Raw genomic sequence first — 14,770 nt, forward strand, 5'->3', positions numbered from 1 at the left:
CAGCAGCTTGCCGCCCGCCTGGAGCACCGGTACCGGCAAGCCCGGCAGGTCGACCTGCACCAGGCGGTACGGCCGGCATAGCCATTCGAGAGCGACGATCACGCCGAATGCACAGCCCTGCGGTGCGCGGTGGTACAGGATGGTTTCCATGTGCTTGCCTCATTGTTCTTGTTTGGGATGAAGCATTGTCCAACCAATATAGGACAATATCCGCCCTGTTTTCATGCAATGATGGCAGCATCATGTCAAAACCCGCGATCAAAGCCCTATCCATCCTCGAACTGCTGCAGAGCCAGCGGCAGATTTCGGGCGCCGAGATGTCGGAGCGCCTCGGCATCGACCGTCGCACGCTGCGCCGCTATATCGCCATGCTGGAAGAATTGGGCATCCCGATCACGGCGGAACGGGGCCGCTATGGCGGCTATATGCTGGTGCCGGGTTTCAAACTGCCGCCGCTGATGTTCACCAATGACGAAGCATCGGCCGTGGCACTGGGCCTGATGGCGGTGCGCTCGCTGCGCCTGGCCGATACCGCGCCCTCCGTGGCCAGTGCCCAAGCCAAACTGGAACGCGTGATGCCGCCCGCCTTGCAAGGCAGCGTGCAGGCGCTGCGCGAAACTGCTGTGCTCGACACGCCGGAGCAGCGCTGGAGCTATTCCGGCACGGCCCGCCCTGCCCTGACCGGTGAACTGACGGCGCTGGCGCTGGCCGCGCAGACCCAGCATCGGGTGCGCTTCCGCTACACGCCGCAAGATGGCGAGGCCATGCAGCGCGAGTTCGATCCTTACGGGCTGGTATTCAGCCATACACGCTGGTATGTGGTGGGACTATGCCGTTTGCGGCTGGCGATCCGCTCGTTCCGGCTAGACCGCATTGCCGAGGTGGCAGAAACGGGCGCCGTGTTCGACAAGCCCGACAGCTTTGATGCCGCCGCGCAGTTGCAGCACGCGATGGCGACCTTGCCGCGCCCCTTGCCGGTGCAGGTGCTGCTCCACACCGACCTGGCCGGCGCCGCGCGCGAAGTGGGCCGCTATATCGGTCCGCTGGCCGCAGTCGAAGGCGGGGTGCGGCTGAAGACCACCACCACCAGCTATAGCTGGTTCGCGCGCGTGCTGGCCTCCTGGAATTTCGACTTCACCATCGAAGGTCCGGAAGAATTACGCGACGCCATAAAAGAAGAGGCGCGCCGGTTGGCGCGCCTCGCTAGCTAGCTAAACAGCTCCAGCTCTTACCAGAACTTGTACTCAGCCGACAGGCGCAGTACGCGGCCGCGCAGCGGCAGGCCGGTGGTACGCACGTTGACGACAGACTGGCGGTTGAACACGTTGTCCACGTTGACGTAGATGCCCAGGTCCTTGATGCCGGTGTAGCCGAAGTTCGCGTCAAATACCACGTCCTTCTTGATGCGGCAGTAGTCAGCCGGGATATCACGTGCTTCGCAACCTTCCGCCGTGTTGTTCTCGTCGTACTTGTTGCTGATCAACTGGGTACCCGGACGGTAGGTCATGGCGCCACCGGCTTTCCATGGACCGCTGTTCCAGTTCGAGGTAGCGCGCACGGTGTAACGCGGGTTGCCGTACAGGCCAGCCAGGTTTTCCGTAAAGTCGTTCTCGACAGTGTCCCAGCTGCGGTAGTCGAGCTGGTAGTTCGCGCGCACAGTGTTGCGGAACTTGCCGTAGGAACCCAGGTTGATCTGATGGTTCAGCTCGAAGTCCAGGCCGGAAACCTTGGTGCGGTTCAGGTTCTGGTAAGACATCGAGATGGCCGACATTGGACCGGTGGTATGTTCGATGCGCTTGCCCGACAATTCGAACACGCGCTGCGACAGGTTGCGGTCGTCGTCGGTGACCGCCAGGCGGTTGACCAGGCCAGGTTTGCTGTCTTCCATGGCCAGGATCTGGTCGACGTCGAGGGTGCCGATTTCATTGCGGCGCTCGATGCGATAGTAGTCCAGGCTCATGGACAGGTCCTGGGTCGGCTGCCATACCACGCCGCCGTTCACGCTCTTCGACTTTTCTGGATCCAGGTCCGGGTTGCCGGCGATATCGACTGCGGCGCTGGCGGAGCAGCCCGCGTCACGGGCACGAATCGCGTCGGCCTTGTCGACCGCAGTACCCTTCAACAGTTCGTTGTACAGCTGGGTCGCGGTGGCGCAACGCTTCGGATCCTGGATGCGGTTCTGGAAGGCGGACAGCGCGACTTTGCCGGTTTCCGCAGCATTCGGGGCACGGAAGCCTTGCGACACGGTACCACGTACCATCAGGCTTGGATGCAACTGATAGCGGGCGCTGAACTTCGGCACCACGTTGGCATCGGTCTTGCCGACCTTGTCCATGCGCAGCGCGCCACTCAGTTCCAGGTCCTTGATCACCGGTGCCGACAACTCGGTGTAAGCAGCGTACATATTGCGGCCGCCGGTCACGTTGATCGAGCCGTAGCCGACCAGTTCCGCGTTGGCGATGTTTTCGCTGACCCAGGAATCGAAGCTGTCACGGCGGTATTCCGCGCCAACGGCCACCTGCATCGGGCCGCCTGGCAGCTGCATCAGTTCGCGCGATGCACGCAGGTCAATGAAGGTTTGCTTCGACTTGCCGTTGAAGCTGTTGGTCGGGAACATGCGCTTCAACAGTTCATCGCTGTTCACCTGCCCGAACTTGTACTCGCCGCTCAGGACGGCAGCCAGGTAATTCTTGGCATGCTTGGCGCCACGGCCTTCGGCATCCGAGGTGTTGGCCATGGTACCGATCGCGCTGTTCCAGTCCCAACCGAAATGGGTGCCTTCCAGGCCGGCCATGACGCGGTACTGGCGAGCGTGGGCTTCGTTCTTGTACATTTCCAGCGAATCAGCATAGCGGTAGCGCAACTGGATCGGGAAGCTGTACGGGTTGTACGGGTGGCCCACCGGCAGCATTGGCTCGGTGGAAGGACTCGAGCTGGCGGGTCTGGGCGTTGAACCAGCGCGATGGCGTGCCGGTGTACGACATGGTCGCCGGCGCGTTGTAGAAGGTGGTCTTGGTATCCGACAGCGTGATTTCAGCGAAAGCGTTCAGGTTGTCGTTAATCTTCAGGCGGCCCGAGGACATGAAGTTGGCACGGTCTGCCTCGGCATGCGCGCCGACGCGGGCCCACTGGTCGAATTTGCACAGGCCGTCTTCCAGCAGCTCAGGTGCGCAGCCAGGTGCCGCGGTAGCGATCGACTTGCCGGCCAGCGAAGGGTTGGCTGGGTATGGGTTCGGGTATTTGCCGAAGTAGTTGCCTGGGGTGGAGTAAGTCGACTTCACGCCGAAGGTTGGGCTGACGTGGGTGACGTACCAGTCCGGCAGGCGGTTCTTGATGGCGCGGTCGTCATACGGACTGCGGTGGAACAGTTCCAGGTGGTTGAACACGTTCCAGCCCTGCGAATTGAAATCGCCCAGGCCCCAGGTAACGGATGCGGTCTGGTCGCGGTCCAGGTCGCTCTTGACCAGCGACTGGCGCGCACCGGCGCGCAGGGTCAGGCCGCTGAATTCTTTCCTGGTGATGATGTTGACCACGCCGGCGATGGCGTCCGAGCCGTAAATTGCCGAGGCGCCGTCCAGCAGCACTTCGACGCGTTCAATCACTTCGGATGGAATCGAGTCGATGTTGACGAAGGTTTGCTGGCCGCCATCGGCGGTACCGAAGTTCGACACGCGGCGGCCGTTCAGCAGGGTCAAGGTCGAGCCCTTGCCCAGGTTGCGCAGCGACAGGCCGGTTGCGCCCGACGAGAACGAATTGCTGCTGCCGAGGTCGGTCAGGTCGGAGGTCTTCGCGGTCAGGGTATCGACGATGTCCTTGACGGTGGAAGCACCCATCGCCTTGATTTCATCACGGCCCAGCACCTGGACAGGCGATGCGGTCTGCTCATTGATTGCCGCGCTTGATGTTCGAGCCGGTGACGACCACTTTCTGGACAACTGGCTGGACGGTTGCGTCGGTTTGCGCGAACGCAAACTGCGAACCTGCCAGGGTAAGCGCTACTGCGACTACGCTGCGCTTCACAACAAATTGCTTGTTCAACACATTCTCCCTAGATGTTTATTTATGCGTCCACCCTTTTGAGGCGGCACCGTGGGAGTCTGCCCATCGCGTAAACGTTTTTTGAAGGAATTGTTTAGCACAAAAGCAATATTGTGTGAAATTGTTGGCAATTGACAACGTAAGTTTCGAATAGTGAAAGCTTGCCGATACACAAACTTACGTTTTTAATACAAAAAAAAACGCCCGCATGGGCACTTAAAAAACAAAAAGGGCGCCCGCAGGCGCCCTTCTTCACAGCAAATGGCTGATTACTTGGCGTTCATCAGGGCCACGGTGGTGTCCAGCATGCGGTTGCTGAAGCCCCACTCGTTGTCGTACCAGGAGGAAACCTTGACCAGCTTGCCCGACACCTTGGTCAGGGTGGCGTCCGAAGTTCGACGATGCCGGGTTGTGGTTGAAGTCCACCGAAACCAGCGGCTCGGTCTGGTAGGTCAGCACGCCTTTCAGTGCGCTCCTTCCGATGCTTCCTTCATGATCTTGTTGATTTCTTCAACGGTGGTGTCGCGCTTGGCGATGAAGGACAGGTCGACGATCGACACGTTGATGGTTGGAACGCGGATGGCGTAGCCGTCCAGCTTGCCGTTCAGTTCCGGCAGCACCAGGCCAACAGCGGCAGGCGGCGCCGGTCTTGGTCGGGATCATGGACTGGGTTGCGGAACGGGCGCGGCGCAGGTCTTCGTGCATCACGTCGGTCAGCACCTGGTCGTTGGTGTAAGCGTGCACGGTGGTCATCAGGCCGGTTTCCAGGCCGATGGCGTCGTTCAGCGGCTTGACCAGCGGGGCCAGGCAGTTGGTGTGTGCAGGGGAAGCGTTCGAGATCACGGTGTCCGAAGCTTTCAGCACGCCGTGGTTCACGCCGTACACGACGGTCGCGTCAACGTCCTTGCCGCCTGGTGCGGAGATTGATCACGGTTCTTGGCGCCGCCTTTCAGGTGGGCCGAAGCTTTTTCCTTGGTGGTGAAGAAGCCGGTGCACTCCAGCACCACGTCCACGCCCAGCTCGCCCCATGGGATTTCAGCAGGGTTGCGCTGCGCGAACACGCGGATCGAGTCGCCGTTCACGATCATGTTGTCGCCTTCCACCGTGACGGTGCCAGGGAACTTGCCGTGCGCGGTGTCGTAGCGGGTCAGGATGGGCGTTCGACTCAGCGTTGCCCAGGTCGTTGATTGCCACGATCTGGGATGTCCCTGCTTTTTGCCGCCTTCGTAGAAAGCACGCAGGACATTGCGGCCGATACGGCCATAACCGTTAATTGCTACTTTGATCGTCATACTCCGTTACTCCTGATGGATAGAAATTAGATGACTGCTTTGACTTTTGCCACGACATTGTCGACGGTGACAACCGAAGTGCTTGAACAGCACGCCAGCCGGCGCCGATTCGCCGAAGGTGTCGATACCAACCACTGCGCCTTCCAGGCCAACATACTTGTACCAGAATGCGGTGACGCCTGCTTCAATCGCCACGCGTGGCAGGCCCTTGGTCAGCACGGATGCCTTGTAGGCTGCGTCCTGGCGGTCGAACACGTCGGTCGACGGGGCATGGAAACCACACGCACCGGGGTGCCGGCTGCCTTCAGTTCGGCGGCGGCTTTCATGGCCAGTTCCACTTCGGAACCGGTGGCGATCAAGATGGCCTTGGCGCCGGCTTCGTCGGACAGCACGTAGCCGCCTTTGGCGACGTTGGCCAGGACTTCAGCCGAACGCTCGATAAACGGCAGGTTCTGGCGCGAGAAGATCAGGGTCGAAGGGCCGTCGGCACGTTTCACGGACTCGCCCCAGGCGACCATCGATTCGACGGTGTCGGCCGGACGCCAGTTGTCCAGGTTAGGGATCAGGCGCAGCGAGGAAACGTGCTCCACCGACTGGTGTGGTCGGGCCGTCTTCGCCCAGGCCCGATCGAGTCGTGGGTGAACACGAACAGGGCACGCTGCCTTCATCAGCGCGGCCATGCGCAGTGCGTTGCGGCTGTAGTCGGCGAAGGTCAGGAAGGTCGCGCCCGAACGGGATGTAGCCGCCGTGCAGGGCGACGCCGTTCATGATGGCGGACATGCCGAACTCGCGCACGCCGTAGTTGATGTGGTTGCCCGGCACGCCGGAACGAACCGCGATGCATTCCTTCCAGTTGGTCAGGTTGGAACCGGTCAGGTCGGCCGAACCGCCCAGGAATTCCGGCAGGATCGGTGCCAGTGCCTGGATCGCGTTCTGCGATGCCTTGCGGGTGGCGATGGTTTCTTTCTTCTCGATACAGGCAGCGATGGCGGCATCCAGGGTTGCCTGGAAGTTGCCCGGCAGTTCGCCCTTCATGCGGCGGGTCAGTTCAGCGGCTTCGGTAGGGTACTGGGCCGAGTACTTGGCGAACATGTCGTTCCAGCTGGCTTCGAATTTCGCGCCCTCTGCCTTGAAGTCCCACGCTTCCTTCACATCGTGCGGAATGTCGAACGGCTCGGCGCCCCAGGAGATGTACTCGCGCACTGCGGCGATTTCCTTGTCGCCCAGCGGTGCGCCGTGGACCTTGTCGCCGCCTTGCAGGTTCGGCGAGCCCTTGCCGATGATGGTCTTGCAGCAAACCAGGGTTGGCTTGTCGGATTTCTTGGCTTGTTCGATGGCGGCGGACAGCGCGGCGACGTCGTGGCCGTCCACGTTCTTGATCACGTTCCAGCCGTAGGATTCGAAGCGCTTAGGGGTGTCGTCGGTGAACCAGCCCTCGACCTTGCCGTCGATCGAGATGCCGTTGTCGTCGTACAGGGCGATCAGTTTTTTCAGGCCCAGGGTGCCGGCCAGCGAGCACACCTCGTGCGAAATGCCTTCCATCAGGCAGCCGTCGCCCAGGAAGGCGTAGGTGTAGTGGTCGACTACGTCGAAGCCAGGCTTGTTGAATTCGGAAGCCAGCAGCCATTCAGCCAGCGCCATGCCGACTGCGTTGGCGATGCCCTGGCCGAGCGGGCCGGTGGTGGTTTCCACGCCTGGGGTATAGCCGACTTCAGGGTGGCCTGGCGTCTTGGAGTGCAGTTGGCGGAAGGCCTTCAGGTCGTCCATCGAAACTTCGTAACCCGACAGGTGCAGCAGCGCGTAGTGCAGCATCGAGCCGTGGCCGTTGGACAGCAGGAAGCGGTCGCGGTTGACCCAGGCAGGGTTGGTCGGGTTGTGGCGGTGATGACCGCTCCACAGTGCTACTGCAATCTCGGCCATGCCCATTGGCATGCCTGGGTGGCCGGAGTTGGCCTTTTGCACAGCGTCCATTGCCAGCGCACGGATTGCGTTGGCCATTTTGGTGAAGGGGAGCGAAGTTTTCATCGTATATCGAGGAAGGTTGAGTATTTGGTGCACTGCGGCAGGCGCCGCTTTCGGAACCCAATATTTTACCAGAGCGTGACACCAACGCTTAAAATTGGTGCATTTCAATCTTTCCGAAGTGACTATATGCCCCGTTTCCACGTGCCACAGCCCCTTGCCGCAGGCCAGCAATTGGAGCTGCCAGCCGACGTTGCCCACCATATCAATGTGGTGCGCATGGAACCGGGCGACACGCTCACCCTGTTCAATGGAGATGGCGGCGAGTATACGGCAGTGTTGACAGAAGTGCAAAAGAAAAAGGCTTGGGCGGAGCTCAAGGTCTTCGATCCGCGCGAAGTGGAGCTGCCGTTTGCCGTGACCCTGGCCCAGGCCTTGCCGGAAGGGACGAAGATGGACTGGATCATCGAGAAGGCGGTGGAGCTGGGCGTGGCCGGCATCCAGCCGCTGGCCACGCGCCGCTGCGTGGTGCGCTTGTCGGCCGAACGGGCCGAGAAAAAGCTGGAGCACTGGAATGGCATCGTGGTGTCGGCTTCGGAGCAGTGCGGCCGTAACCGGCTGGCGCCGGTGACGGCGCCGCTGGAATTCCGTGAATGGATTTCGCGCCAGGACCTGCACAAACGCGTCATCCTGACTCCGCGCGCAGGCGAGTCGCTGGCGGATTGGGCAAGGCACCAGCCGGCGCAGGCGCTCAGCATCATGGTCGGGCCGGAAGGCGGCTTTTCCGATGAGGAGGAGGCTGAGGCTTTGCGGCATGGCGCCCTGCCCTTGTCGATCGGGCCGAGGGTGCTGCGGACGGAGACTGCGGCGCTGGCGGCGGTGTCCATCCTTTCTGCGGCCTGGGGCGGGATTTGAAACCGGTAAACCTGGGTCTGACCCAAGGGTCAGACCCTGTCTGCTCACCTGCCACGGGGTTGGTTCTGGGCCGAACCTGCCCCGGACCGCGAGACCGTTAGGGGTCAGACCCTGCGGGTCTGACCCCGGTTTACCGGTTTTAGAATTTGTAGCTCCCCACCAGATACACCTGCCTGCCCAGCGGATCGGTATACCGCGCATCAAACCCCATCTGATTCCCCCCGCCCGCAATCCGCTGCGAGAACGGCGGTTCCCGGTCAAACAGGTTCTTGACACCGCCAGTCAGCACCAGGTTCGGATTGAAGCGATAGCGCGTCTGCCAATCCCACACCAGGTAATCGCCCACCTTGCGGTTCAGCGCCACGAAATTGCCCGCTTCGTCCCGCACCGCCTGGTTGCCCTCGCCGATCGGCATATCCTGGTAACCCGACTTGTACACCCCGGTCAGCGAATGGGTCAGCACATCCGACTGCTTCCAGCTCGCCACCACCTTGCTGATCCAGCGGAAAGTCACCGAGTTATACGAATCGAAGCGGCCCACGCTGTTCTCGACCGGATCGGTCGCCAGCGTCTGGAAATCGGCCTTCTTCATATAGGTACCGGTCCAGTTGAACGACAGCTTGCCCTGTTTGTACGTGTGGGTCCCAATCGATGCCCTGGTAGTGCGACTTGGCCAGGTTGAACGGCGTCAGCGACGCAGCCAGGGTGTTCTGCTTCTGGATCGGATCGTAGTAGGACACAAACAGGCCCATATACTTGGCCGGGTTGTTGAACACTTCGTTTTCCGGCAGCTTGGAGATCTGGTCGCTGATCTTCACGTCCCAGAAATCGAAGCCGATCGACAGCTGGCGGGTAGGCTCCACGCGCAGGCCAATGGAAGCCTGCTTGGAAGTCTCAGGCTTCAAGCCGGACGCGCCGGAATATGGGTTGCCGCCATTCAGCAGGTTGTACTCCGAGTTGCCGTTACACAGCGGCAGCAGCGGGCCCGAGGTGATTGGGCATGGATGCGCATTCGACGAACCGCCGCCTTGCAGCGGGTTGGTAATGTCGGTCATCACCGGCGCCTTGAAGCCGGTGCCGTAGGAACCGCGTACCAGCACGCTGTCGGCCGGACGCCAGGCGGCTGCCAGCTTGTAGGTGGTCTTGCTTGCCTCGTTGCCCTTGGTCGCCGGAGCAATCAGCTTGCCGGTGCTGTCGAAGTTCATCTTGTCCTTGACCGCATCGTAGCTGTCGTAGCGCACGTCGCCGGTCAGTTCAAGTCCTTTCACCACCGGCACCACCAGTTCTGCAAAGGCGCCCCAGTTCTTGCGCGAAGCGTCGGTCGGCAGCGCGCCCGAGATGCCGCCGATCGGGCTGTCGGTAAAGCCAGGCTGCAGGCTGTTGGCGCCCATCGTGATCGCGCTCGGGTCGTAGACATAGTTCTGGCGCAGGAAGTCGCCACCCAGCGCCAGCATGGCGGAGCCGCCCGGCGCCTCGAATATGGAACGGGAGCCGCGCAGGTTCACCACGTCGATCTTCGACTTGGTCTCGTCCAGCTTCTGGTGCAGCACGGCCGAAGCCAATGCCGCGCGCGTCTCCGCAGTCGGCACGATGAAGGGGTTGTAGGCGCCTGAAGCCATCAGAGCGTCCAGCTTGTCGCTGCTCGTATAGCCGGAGACCGCATGGTCTTGCGCCGTGGTTTCGGAATGGGTGTAGGAGGCATTCAGGTCCCAGCCACCCAGGCGTCCCTCGACACCGAGGGCCAGGTGTTTCGCTTCAGTCTTCCAGTCGTCGGTACGTCCGCCGGCATCGACCAGGCGCAGGCTCATGGTGGCCGAATTCACGGTGGCAGGATCGACGCCCAGCTTGACCAGGGCCGGTACCACATTGGCCTGGTACAGCGCGGAGTTGATGTCCAGCGACAGCGGCTGGGCCGGCGGCGCATAGCGTGCGGTGCTGGTGAACTTCGAATACAGGCCTTCGGCGAAGAAGGTCCAGTCGGCGTTAAGCTTGATATTGGTGGACGCGAACAAGCCGTCACGCTTCAGTTCCGGCAGCAGCTCGACCACCGAACCGTAGTTGAACATGCAGCGGTCGCCCACCTTGAAGGTATTCGGCGCGCCGCATGCGCCGGTGTTGATCAGGCTTGGATTGAACAGCACATTGCCGTTGCTGGTGCGCGCATTGACGTTGCCCGGAATCGAATTGGCCGATACCTGGTACAGCGAATAGCGCTTGCCGCCTTCGCCGAATTCATGCACGCCGCCTGGAGCCGAAAAGCGGCGGTCGCTGGCGCTCAGCTCCTTCTGCGTATCGTGGCTGTAGGCCAGCAGCACATTGAAGCCGTCGGTCTCCAACTCGCCGAAGCCCTTGGAGATGGCCACGTTGGAAGTCGAGCCTTGGCTGCCCTTGGTGGGGCGGTTGTAAGTCAGCTCGATGTGGGCGTCGGTCTGGTTTTTCTTCAGGATGAAGTTGACCACGCCGGCAATCGCATCGGAGCCGTACAGTGCGGACGCACCGTCGGTCAGGATTTCCACCCGCTCCACCGCCGCCAGCGGGATCGACGCCAGGTTGACTGCCGAACCCGAGCTGTAAGGTGCGATGCGGCGGCCGTTCAGCAGCACCAGCGTGTAACCGGTGCCGATCGCGTGCACCGAGGCGGTCTGCACACCGCCGCCGCCGCCGTTGATCGACGCAGCCGAGGTGACAAAGCCCTGCATTGAGGGCAGCGTGGCGACCAGGTCGGCCACGGTAGTGGCGCCGGTCTGCTCGATCTGCGCCTTGGACAAGGTCTGTACCGGCAGCGCGCCTTCAACCGCAACGCGCTTGATTGCAGAGCCGGTAATCTCGACCCGTTGGATGTTTTCCTCAGCCATCACCGGCAGGGCTGCAACGCCCAGGCCGGCCATGAACATCAGTCGCACCGAGCGCGACAGGATGGTTTCTTTCATCATCGTTTCCTCTTTGACTCTCTGTTTTTGTACTAGCCGCGACTTGCGGCGTATTCATCAGAGCATGTCAATTCAGCAATGAATAATGAAAAAAGCGGATTGTGCAGGAGTCGATAGGATTCAGCTTCGAATCTACAAGCTGCCTGTCGCTTTTACGACAAATGAAAGAAAAAGCAAAAAAAAAAAACGGATACCCGAAGGTATCCGTTTTGCGGGGCTTACTAGCTAGCTCGGATTAGAACTGATAGGTCAGGCCGAGCGAGAAGAAGCGGCCAACTGCGCCAGCCTGGTGCAACGAAGCGTTGTACGAGGTTTGTGCAGTCGCATTGCCGTAAGTACCAACGTCGATCGGAGGTGCCTTGTCGAACACGTTCAGGATCGCGCCACGGATCGACAGATCCTTGGTGATCTTGTACACCACGTTCAGGTTGGTGGTGGTGAACGAAGACACGCGGCAGTACTCCGCAGGCTGGTCAACGCCCTGGAAGTAGGTACGGCCACCGACGTCCAGACCGGTCGATGCGCAGTCAGTGCCGTGCACCGATGGATCCAGAGTCGAGAACGAGCTGGTGTAGTTCATGGTTGCGCTCAGATCCAGAGGACCGCGGACATAGCCCAGGGTGAACTGTGCACGGTCTTTCGGGTTACCGGTTGCGCCGCCAACCACGGACGGGCCTTGGGTGCCTGCCAGCGAGTAGACAGTACCGTCAGCAGCGATCTGCTTGTACGAAATGGTGTGCGCTGCGCTCAGGTTCGCGCGCAGGGTACCCATGTCGCCCAGGCGCCAGCGGTAGCTGATGTCAGCTTCCACGCCGCTGGTCTTGGTCTTGCCGCTGTTGATGTACGGCGACATGGCGTAAGCCGCGGTACCGACACTTGGCGTAGCGAGGACGGTACCGCCGTTGCCGTCCGAGATCTCCATCGGAACCGGAGCTACACGCACGAAGGTCGGCACGAAGCCCGGCAGGTTGCCGGCTGCGGTCACGATCTGGTTCTTCACTTCGATGTTGTAGTAGTCGAAGGTCGCGTTCAGGTCCTTGACCGGCTCCAGGATGATGCCCAGGTTGTACGAGGTCGACTTCTCAGGTTCCAGATTCTTGTTGGTGATCTGGACATACGGTGGGCTGATCGCGCACTGGGTGATCGCATTGCCTGCGGTCGTGGTTTTGCCGTCCGGGCACAGGATCGGGTCAGGAATCGCGTTGAAGGTGAAGAACGAACCTGCGTTACCCACTTCAGCCGGGTTAGGAGCACGGAAACCTTTGGCGATGCCACCGCGGAAGCCCAGTTGCTTCATCGGGGCCCACTTGAAGTTGGCTGCCGGAGTGAACGAGTGACCGTAGCTATCGTATTTGTCGTAACGAGCCGACAAGTGAGCTTCCAGAGTCTTGATCGGGTTGGCTTGCAGCTCAGCGAAGATTGCGGAGTTGGTTTCGTCGCCAATCACGAAAGCAGTGGTGCTGGCCACTTGACCGGTCAAGGTTGGGGCGGCCGGTGGCGAATTCTGCTTGCGCTTATGCCAGTGGGCACCAACTGCCAGTGCCAGCGGACCTTGACCCAGTTGCATCAGTTCGCGGGAACCGATCAGGTCAATGTAGTTCAGCTTGGAGCTCAGCTCGTTGGTGAAGTGCGGCGAAACGGACGCCATGATTGCCGGATCGTTGCCGCCCATCACGTTGAAAATACCGGCGTTCAGAGCCGAGTACAATGCAGGACGGTCGATGTAACCGCTGTACTTGATGTCGGTCTTGACTTCGGTGACACCGGCGCCGCCGTTGATATCCCAGCCTGCGGCCGTACCTTTGATGTCGGCAGCGAAGCGGGTGGTCTTGGCGGTATTGTCCAGCGTGTTGGTTGGGTCAACATTAGGGATATAACCATACAGGCGCGCCGCAGCGCCCAGGTTGTTGGTGACACCGCCGCCGCCTACCTTCGCACCGGCAGCGAAGGTGGTGTTGGCGATACGGTTCACACCAGCAGTCAGCACGCCATTGTTCAGGGTGGTGTTACCCGCGAACGTACTTGGCGAGAAGGTCGCACCCATGCCGCGGTTGTTGAGGCTATCGCGACGGAACAGGGAAGCCTTCAGGCCCAGTTCCCAATCGGCGCCGAGCTTCTTGGTGAAGCCAGCCATCACGTTGATGTTTTGGGTCCGTGGCTGGATGTTGCCGGCGGTGTCGCGCACGGTGCAGCTGTCGGACATGTACTTATTGAAGTTGCAGTTTGCATCCAGGAACTGGTAGTTCGCTGCGTTCAAAGCTGCAGAGCCGTTGACTTTCACGCCATTCGGGTTGTACAGGAACGGGGTGCTGGCTGCAGTCAGGAAGCCGTTGATGCTGACTGGCAGGCCGGTCGCAGGATCGATACGGGCGACAGGCGCACCCAGGTTGATGTTGTTACCGCCGCGCAGGCGCCAGTCGCGGTTATCCCAGTCGTTGCCTTCGCGGTCAGCAACTTTGATTGCTTCCTGACGGCGATATTCAGCCGTGATGAAGGCGTTGTAGCCGTCGCTGTCCAGATCGCCGAAGCCGGTGCCGAACGATGCACGCGTGGTCTTGCCGCCGCCATGCTGGGTGTTGCCGCCTTCTACGTTGACACGGGTGCCGGTGATGCTCTTCTTCAGAACGATGTTCACCACGCCGGCGATAGCGTCGGAACCGTAGGTCGCCGATGCGCCGCTCTTCAGGACGTCGATGTGATCGATGGCGTCAAATGGGATCGACGAAACGTCGACGAAGGAGCGTTGCGAGTCATCCGACAGTGGATATGGAGCAACACGGTGGCCGTCAACCAGCACCAGGGTCGCGCCAACGCTCAGGCCGCGCAGCGAAATGCCGCTGGCGCCGTTTGCAAACGCGCCGGAGAAGCCGGTGCCCAGGGTACCTGCGCCGTTGGCGGCCAGGTCGACCAGCAGTTCGGCGACCGAAGTCTTGCCACTACGCTGGATGTCTTGGGCGGTCAGCACTTGAACCGGGGCAGCGGTTTCAGTATCGGTACGGCTGATCAGGGAGCCGGTCACCACCACACGCTGGACACTTTCGCCAGACTGCTGCTGCGCCATGGCAGGCATGGCGGCCAGAACGGCCGCGCCGCCGAAAGCAACGGCCAGCGAACGAACAAGAATCGTCTTTTTCAACATTTTGGTTCCTAAAATATTTGTTTGTCCCGACTAAACCAAAAAAACATGACCGCCTTTTGGGCGATACCGAAGTCAATTGCATTAATTGATTTCAGCGTAGGATGAGACCATGACCAACTTGCCTATGTCAATAAAAGCGCCGCCGGTATGATAAAAAACAACAGTGCTAAAGCATCATTGAGTACGATCACGTAGTTCGATACGTTTCGCTACAAAAGCTGCCGTCTTGGGCGGAATTGAATGAAGTTTGCAATTCAAATAACCACGTTTAACGCTTTAGTGGAAATTTGCGCATATTAATATTTGATATTAATCGCCTGAGAATCGGCGACCATAAGACAGTCCGCAAAGTTAATCGGCGAACTAATTGAGTTATTGCTTGAGTTAATTCACTTTCCTATTAGAAAGCTGCGCAATTTATCAACTATTGCACCCTTCCCCTGCAAAGTACAGTAAATGTTTGTATCCTGGCATGTCATCGTTGCGTGATTACA

13 protein-coding genes and 1 pseudogene are annotated in these 14,770 nt (G+C 60.3%); 2 read left to right on the forward strand and 12 right to left on the reverse strand.

The window, feature by feature from the left end:
• Positions 1-242: 242 nt before the first annotated feature.
• Complete coding sequence (locus ACQ4MM_RS03170; protein ID WP_431476009.1) at positions 243-1,211, forward strand: helix-turn-helix transcriptional regulator; 969 nt, start codon at positions 243-245, stop codon at positions 1,209-1,211.
• 17 nt (positions 1,212-1,228) lie between these two features.
• Here ACQ4MM_RS03170 and ACQ4MM_RS03175 read toward each other — a convergent pair whose 3' ends face one another.
• The 9 genes and pseudogenes from ACQ4MM_RS03175 to ACQ4MM_RS03215 form a co-directional block, all read right to left on the reverse strand.
• Positions 1,229-2,911: a TonB-dependent receptor domain-containing protein gene (locus ACQ4MM_RS03175; protein ID WP_431476010.1), complete on the reverse strand. Its 1,683-nt coding sequence runs from the start codon at positions 2,909-2,911 to the stop codon at positions 1,229-1,231.
• Positions 2,844-3,935: a TonB-dependent receptor plug domain-containing protein gene (locus tag ACQ4MM_RS03180; RefSeq protein ID WP_431476210.1), complete on the reverse strand. Its 1,092-nt coding sequence runs from the start codon at positions 3,933-3,935 to the stop codon at positions 2,844-2,846. The genes ACQ4MM_RS03175 and ACQ4MM_RS03180 overlap by 68 nt, the downstream gene beginning before the upstream one ends.
• On the reverse strand, positions 3,883-4,038 hold the full coding sequence (locus ACQ4MM_RS03185; RefSeq protein WP_431476214.1) for a hypothetical protein: 156 nt from the start codon (positions 4,036-4,038) through the stop codon (positions 3,883-3,885). Before ACQ4MM_RS03185 ends, ACQ4MM_RS03180 begins: the two co-directional genes overlap by 53 nt.
• Before the next feature lie 464 nt (positions 4,039-4,502).
• Positions 4,503-4,658, reverse strand: a complete 156-nt coding sequence (locus ACQ4MM_RS03190) for a hypothetical protein (protein WP_431476011.1) — start codon at positions 4,656-4,658, stop codon at positions 4,503-4,505.
• Positions 4,659-4,734: 76 nt separating this feature from the next.
• Positions 4,735-4,791 (reverse strand): annotated as a pseudogene (locus tag ACQ4MM_RS03195) (hypothetical protein); the annotation flags it as partial.
• A 119-nt stretch (positions 4,792-4,910) separates the two neighbouring features.
• On the reverse strand, positions 4,911-5,330 hold the full coding sequence (locus ACQ4MM_RS03200; protein ID WP_431476012.1) for a glyceraldehyde 3-phosphate dehydrogenase NAD-binding domain-containing protein: 420 nt from the start codon (positions 5,328-5,330) through the stop codon (positions 4,911-4,913).
• 6 nt (positions 5,331-5,336) lie between these two features.
• Positions 5,337-5,549 (reverse strand): transketolase-like TK C-terminal-containing protein, encoded by a 213-nt coding sequence (locus tag ACQ4MM_RS03205; protein ID WP_431476013.1) that lies wholly within the window; start codon positions 5,547-5,549, stop codon positions 5,337-5,339.
• Entirely contained in the window at positions 5,543-5,998 is a 456-nt protein-coding gene (locus ACQ4MM_RS03210) for a transketolase-like TK C-terminal-containing protein (RefSeq protein WP_431476014.1), read from the reverse strand. The genes ACQ4MM_RS03205 and ACQ4MM_RS03210 overlap by 7 nt, the downstream gene beginning before the upstream one ends.
• Entirely contained in the window at positions 5,886-7,355 is a 1,470-nt protein-coding gene (locus tag ACQ4MM_RS03215; RefSeq protein ID WP_431476015.1) for a transketolase family protein, read from the reverse strand. Before ACQ4MM_RS03215 ends, ACQ4MM_RS03210 begins: the two co-directional genes overlap by 113 nt.
• A 126-nt stretch (positions 7,356-7,481) precedes the next feature.
• Here ACQ4MM_RS03215 and ACQ4MM_RS03220 point away from each other — a divergent pair, with 126 nt between their 5' ends.
• Entirely contained in the window at positions 7,482-8,207 is a 726-nt protein-coding gene (locus ACQ4MM_RS03220) for a 16S rRNA (uracil(1498)-N(3))-methyltransferase (protein ID WP_431476016.1), read from the forward strand.
• A gap of 139 nt (positions 8,208-8,346) precedes the next feature.
• On the opposite strand, the gene ACQ4MM_RS03225 is transcribed toward ACQ4MM_RS03220, so the two are convergent.
• The 3 genes from ACQ4MM_RS03225 to ACQ4MM_RS03235 all read right to left on the reverse strand — a co-directional run bounded on the left by ACQ4MM_RS03225 (position 8,347) and on the right by ACQ4MM_RS03235 (position 14,276).
• Positions 8,347-8,799: a hypothetical protein gene (locus ACQ4MM_RS03225; protein WP_431476017.1), complete on the reverse strand. Its 453-nt coding sequence runs from the start codon at positions 8,797-8,799 to the stop codon at positions 8,347-8,349.
• Positions 8,726-11,140: a TonB-dependent receptor domain-containing protein gene (locus ACQ4MM_RS03230; RefSeq protein ID WP_431476018.1), complete on the reverse strand. Its 2,415-nt coding sequence runs from the start codon at positions 11,138-11,140 to the stop codon at positions 8,726-8,728. The genes ACQ4MM_RS03225 and ACQ4MM_RS03230 overlap by 74 nt, the downstream gene beginning before the upstream one ends.
• 232 nt (positions 11,141-11,372) lie before the next feature.
• Positions 11,373-14,276, reverse strand: a complete 2,904-nt coding sequence (locus ACQ4MM_RS03235) for a TonB-dependent receptor (RefSeq protein ID WP_431476019.1) — start codon at positions 14,274-14,276, stop codon at positions 11,373-11,375.
• Positions 14,277-14,770: the final 494 nt, after the last annotated feature.

The sequence above is a fragment of the Massilia eburnea genome, from assembly GCF_050709955.1.
Classification (GTDB): domain Bacteria; phylum Pseudomonadota; class Gammaproteobacteria; order Burkholderiales; family Burkholderiaceae_D; genus Rugamonas; species Rugamonas eburnea_A.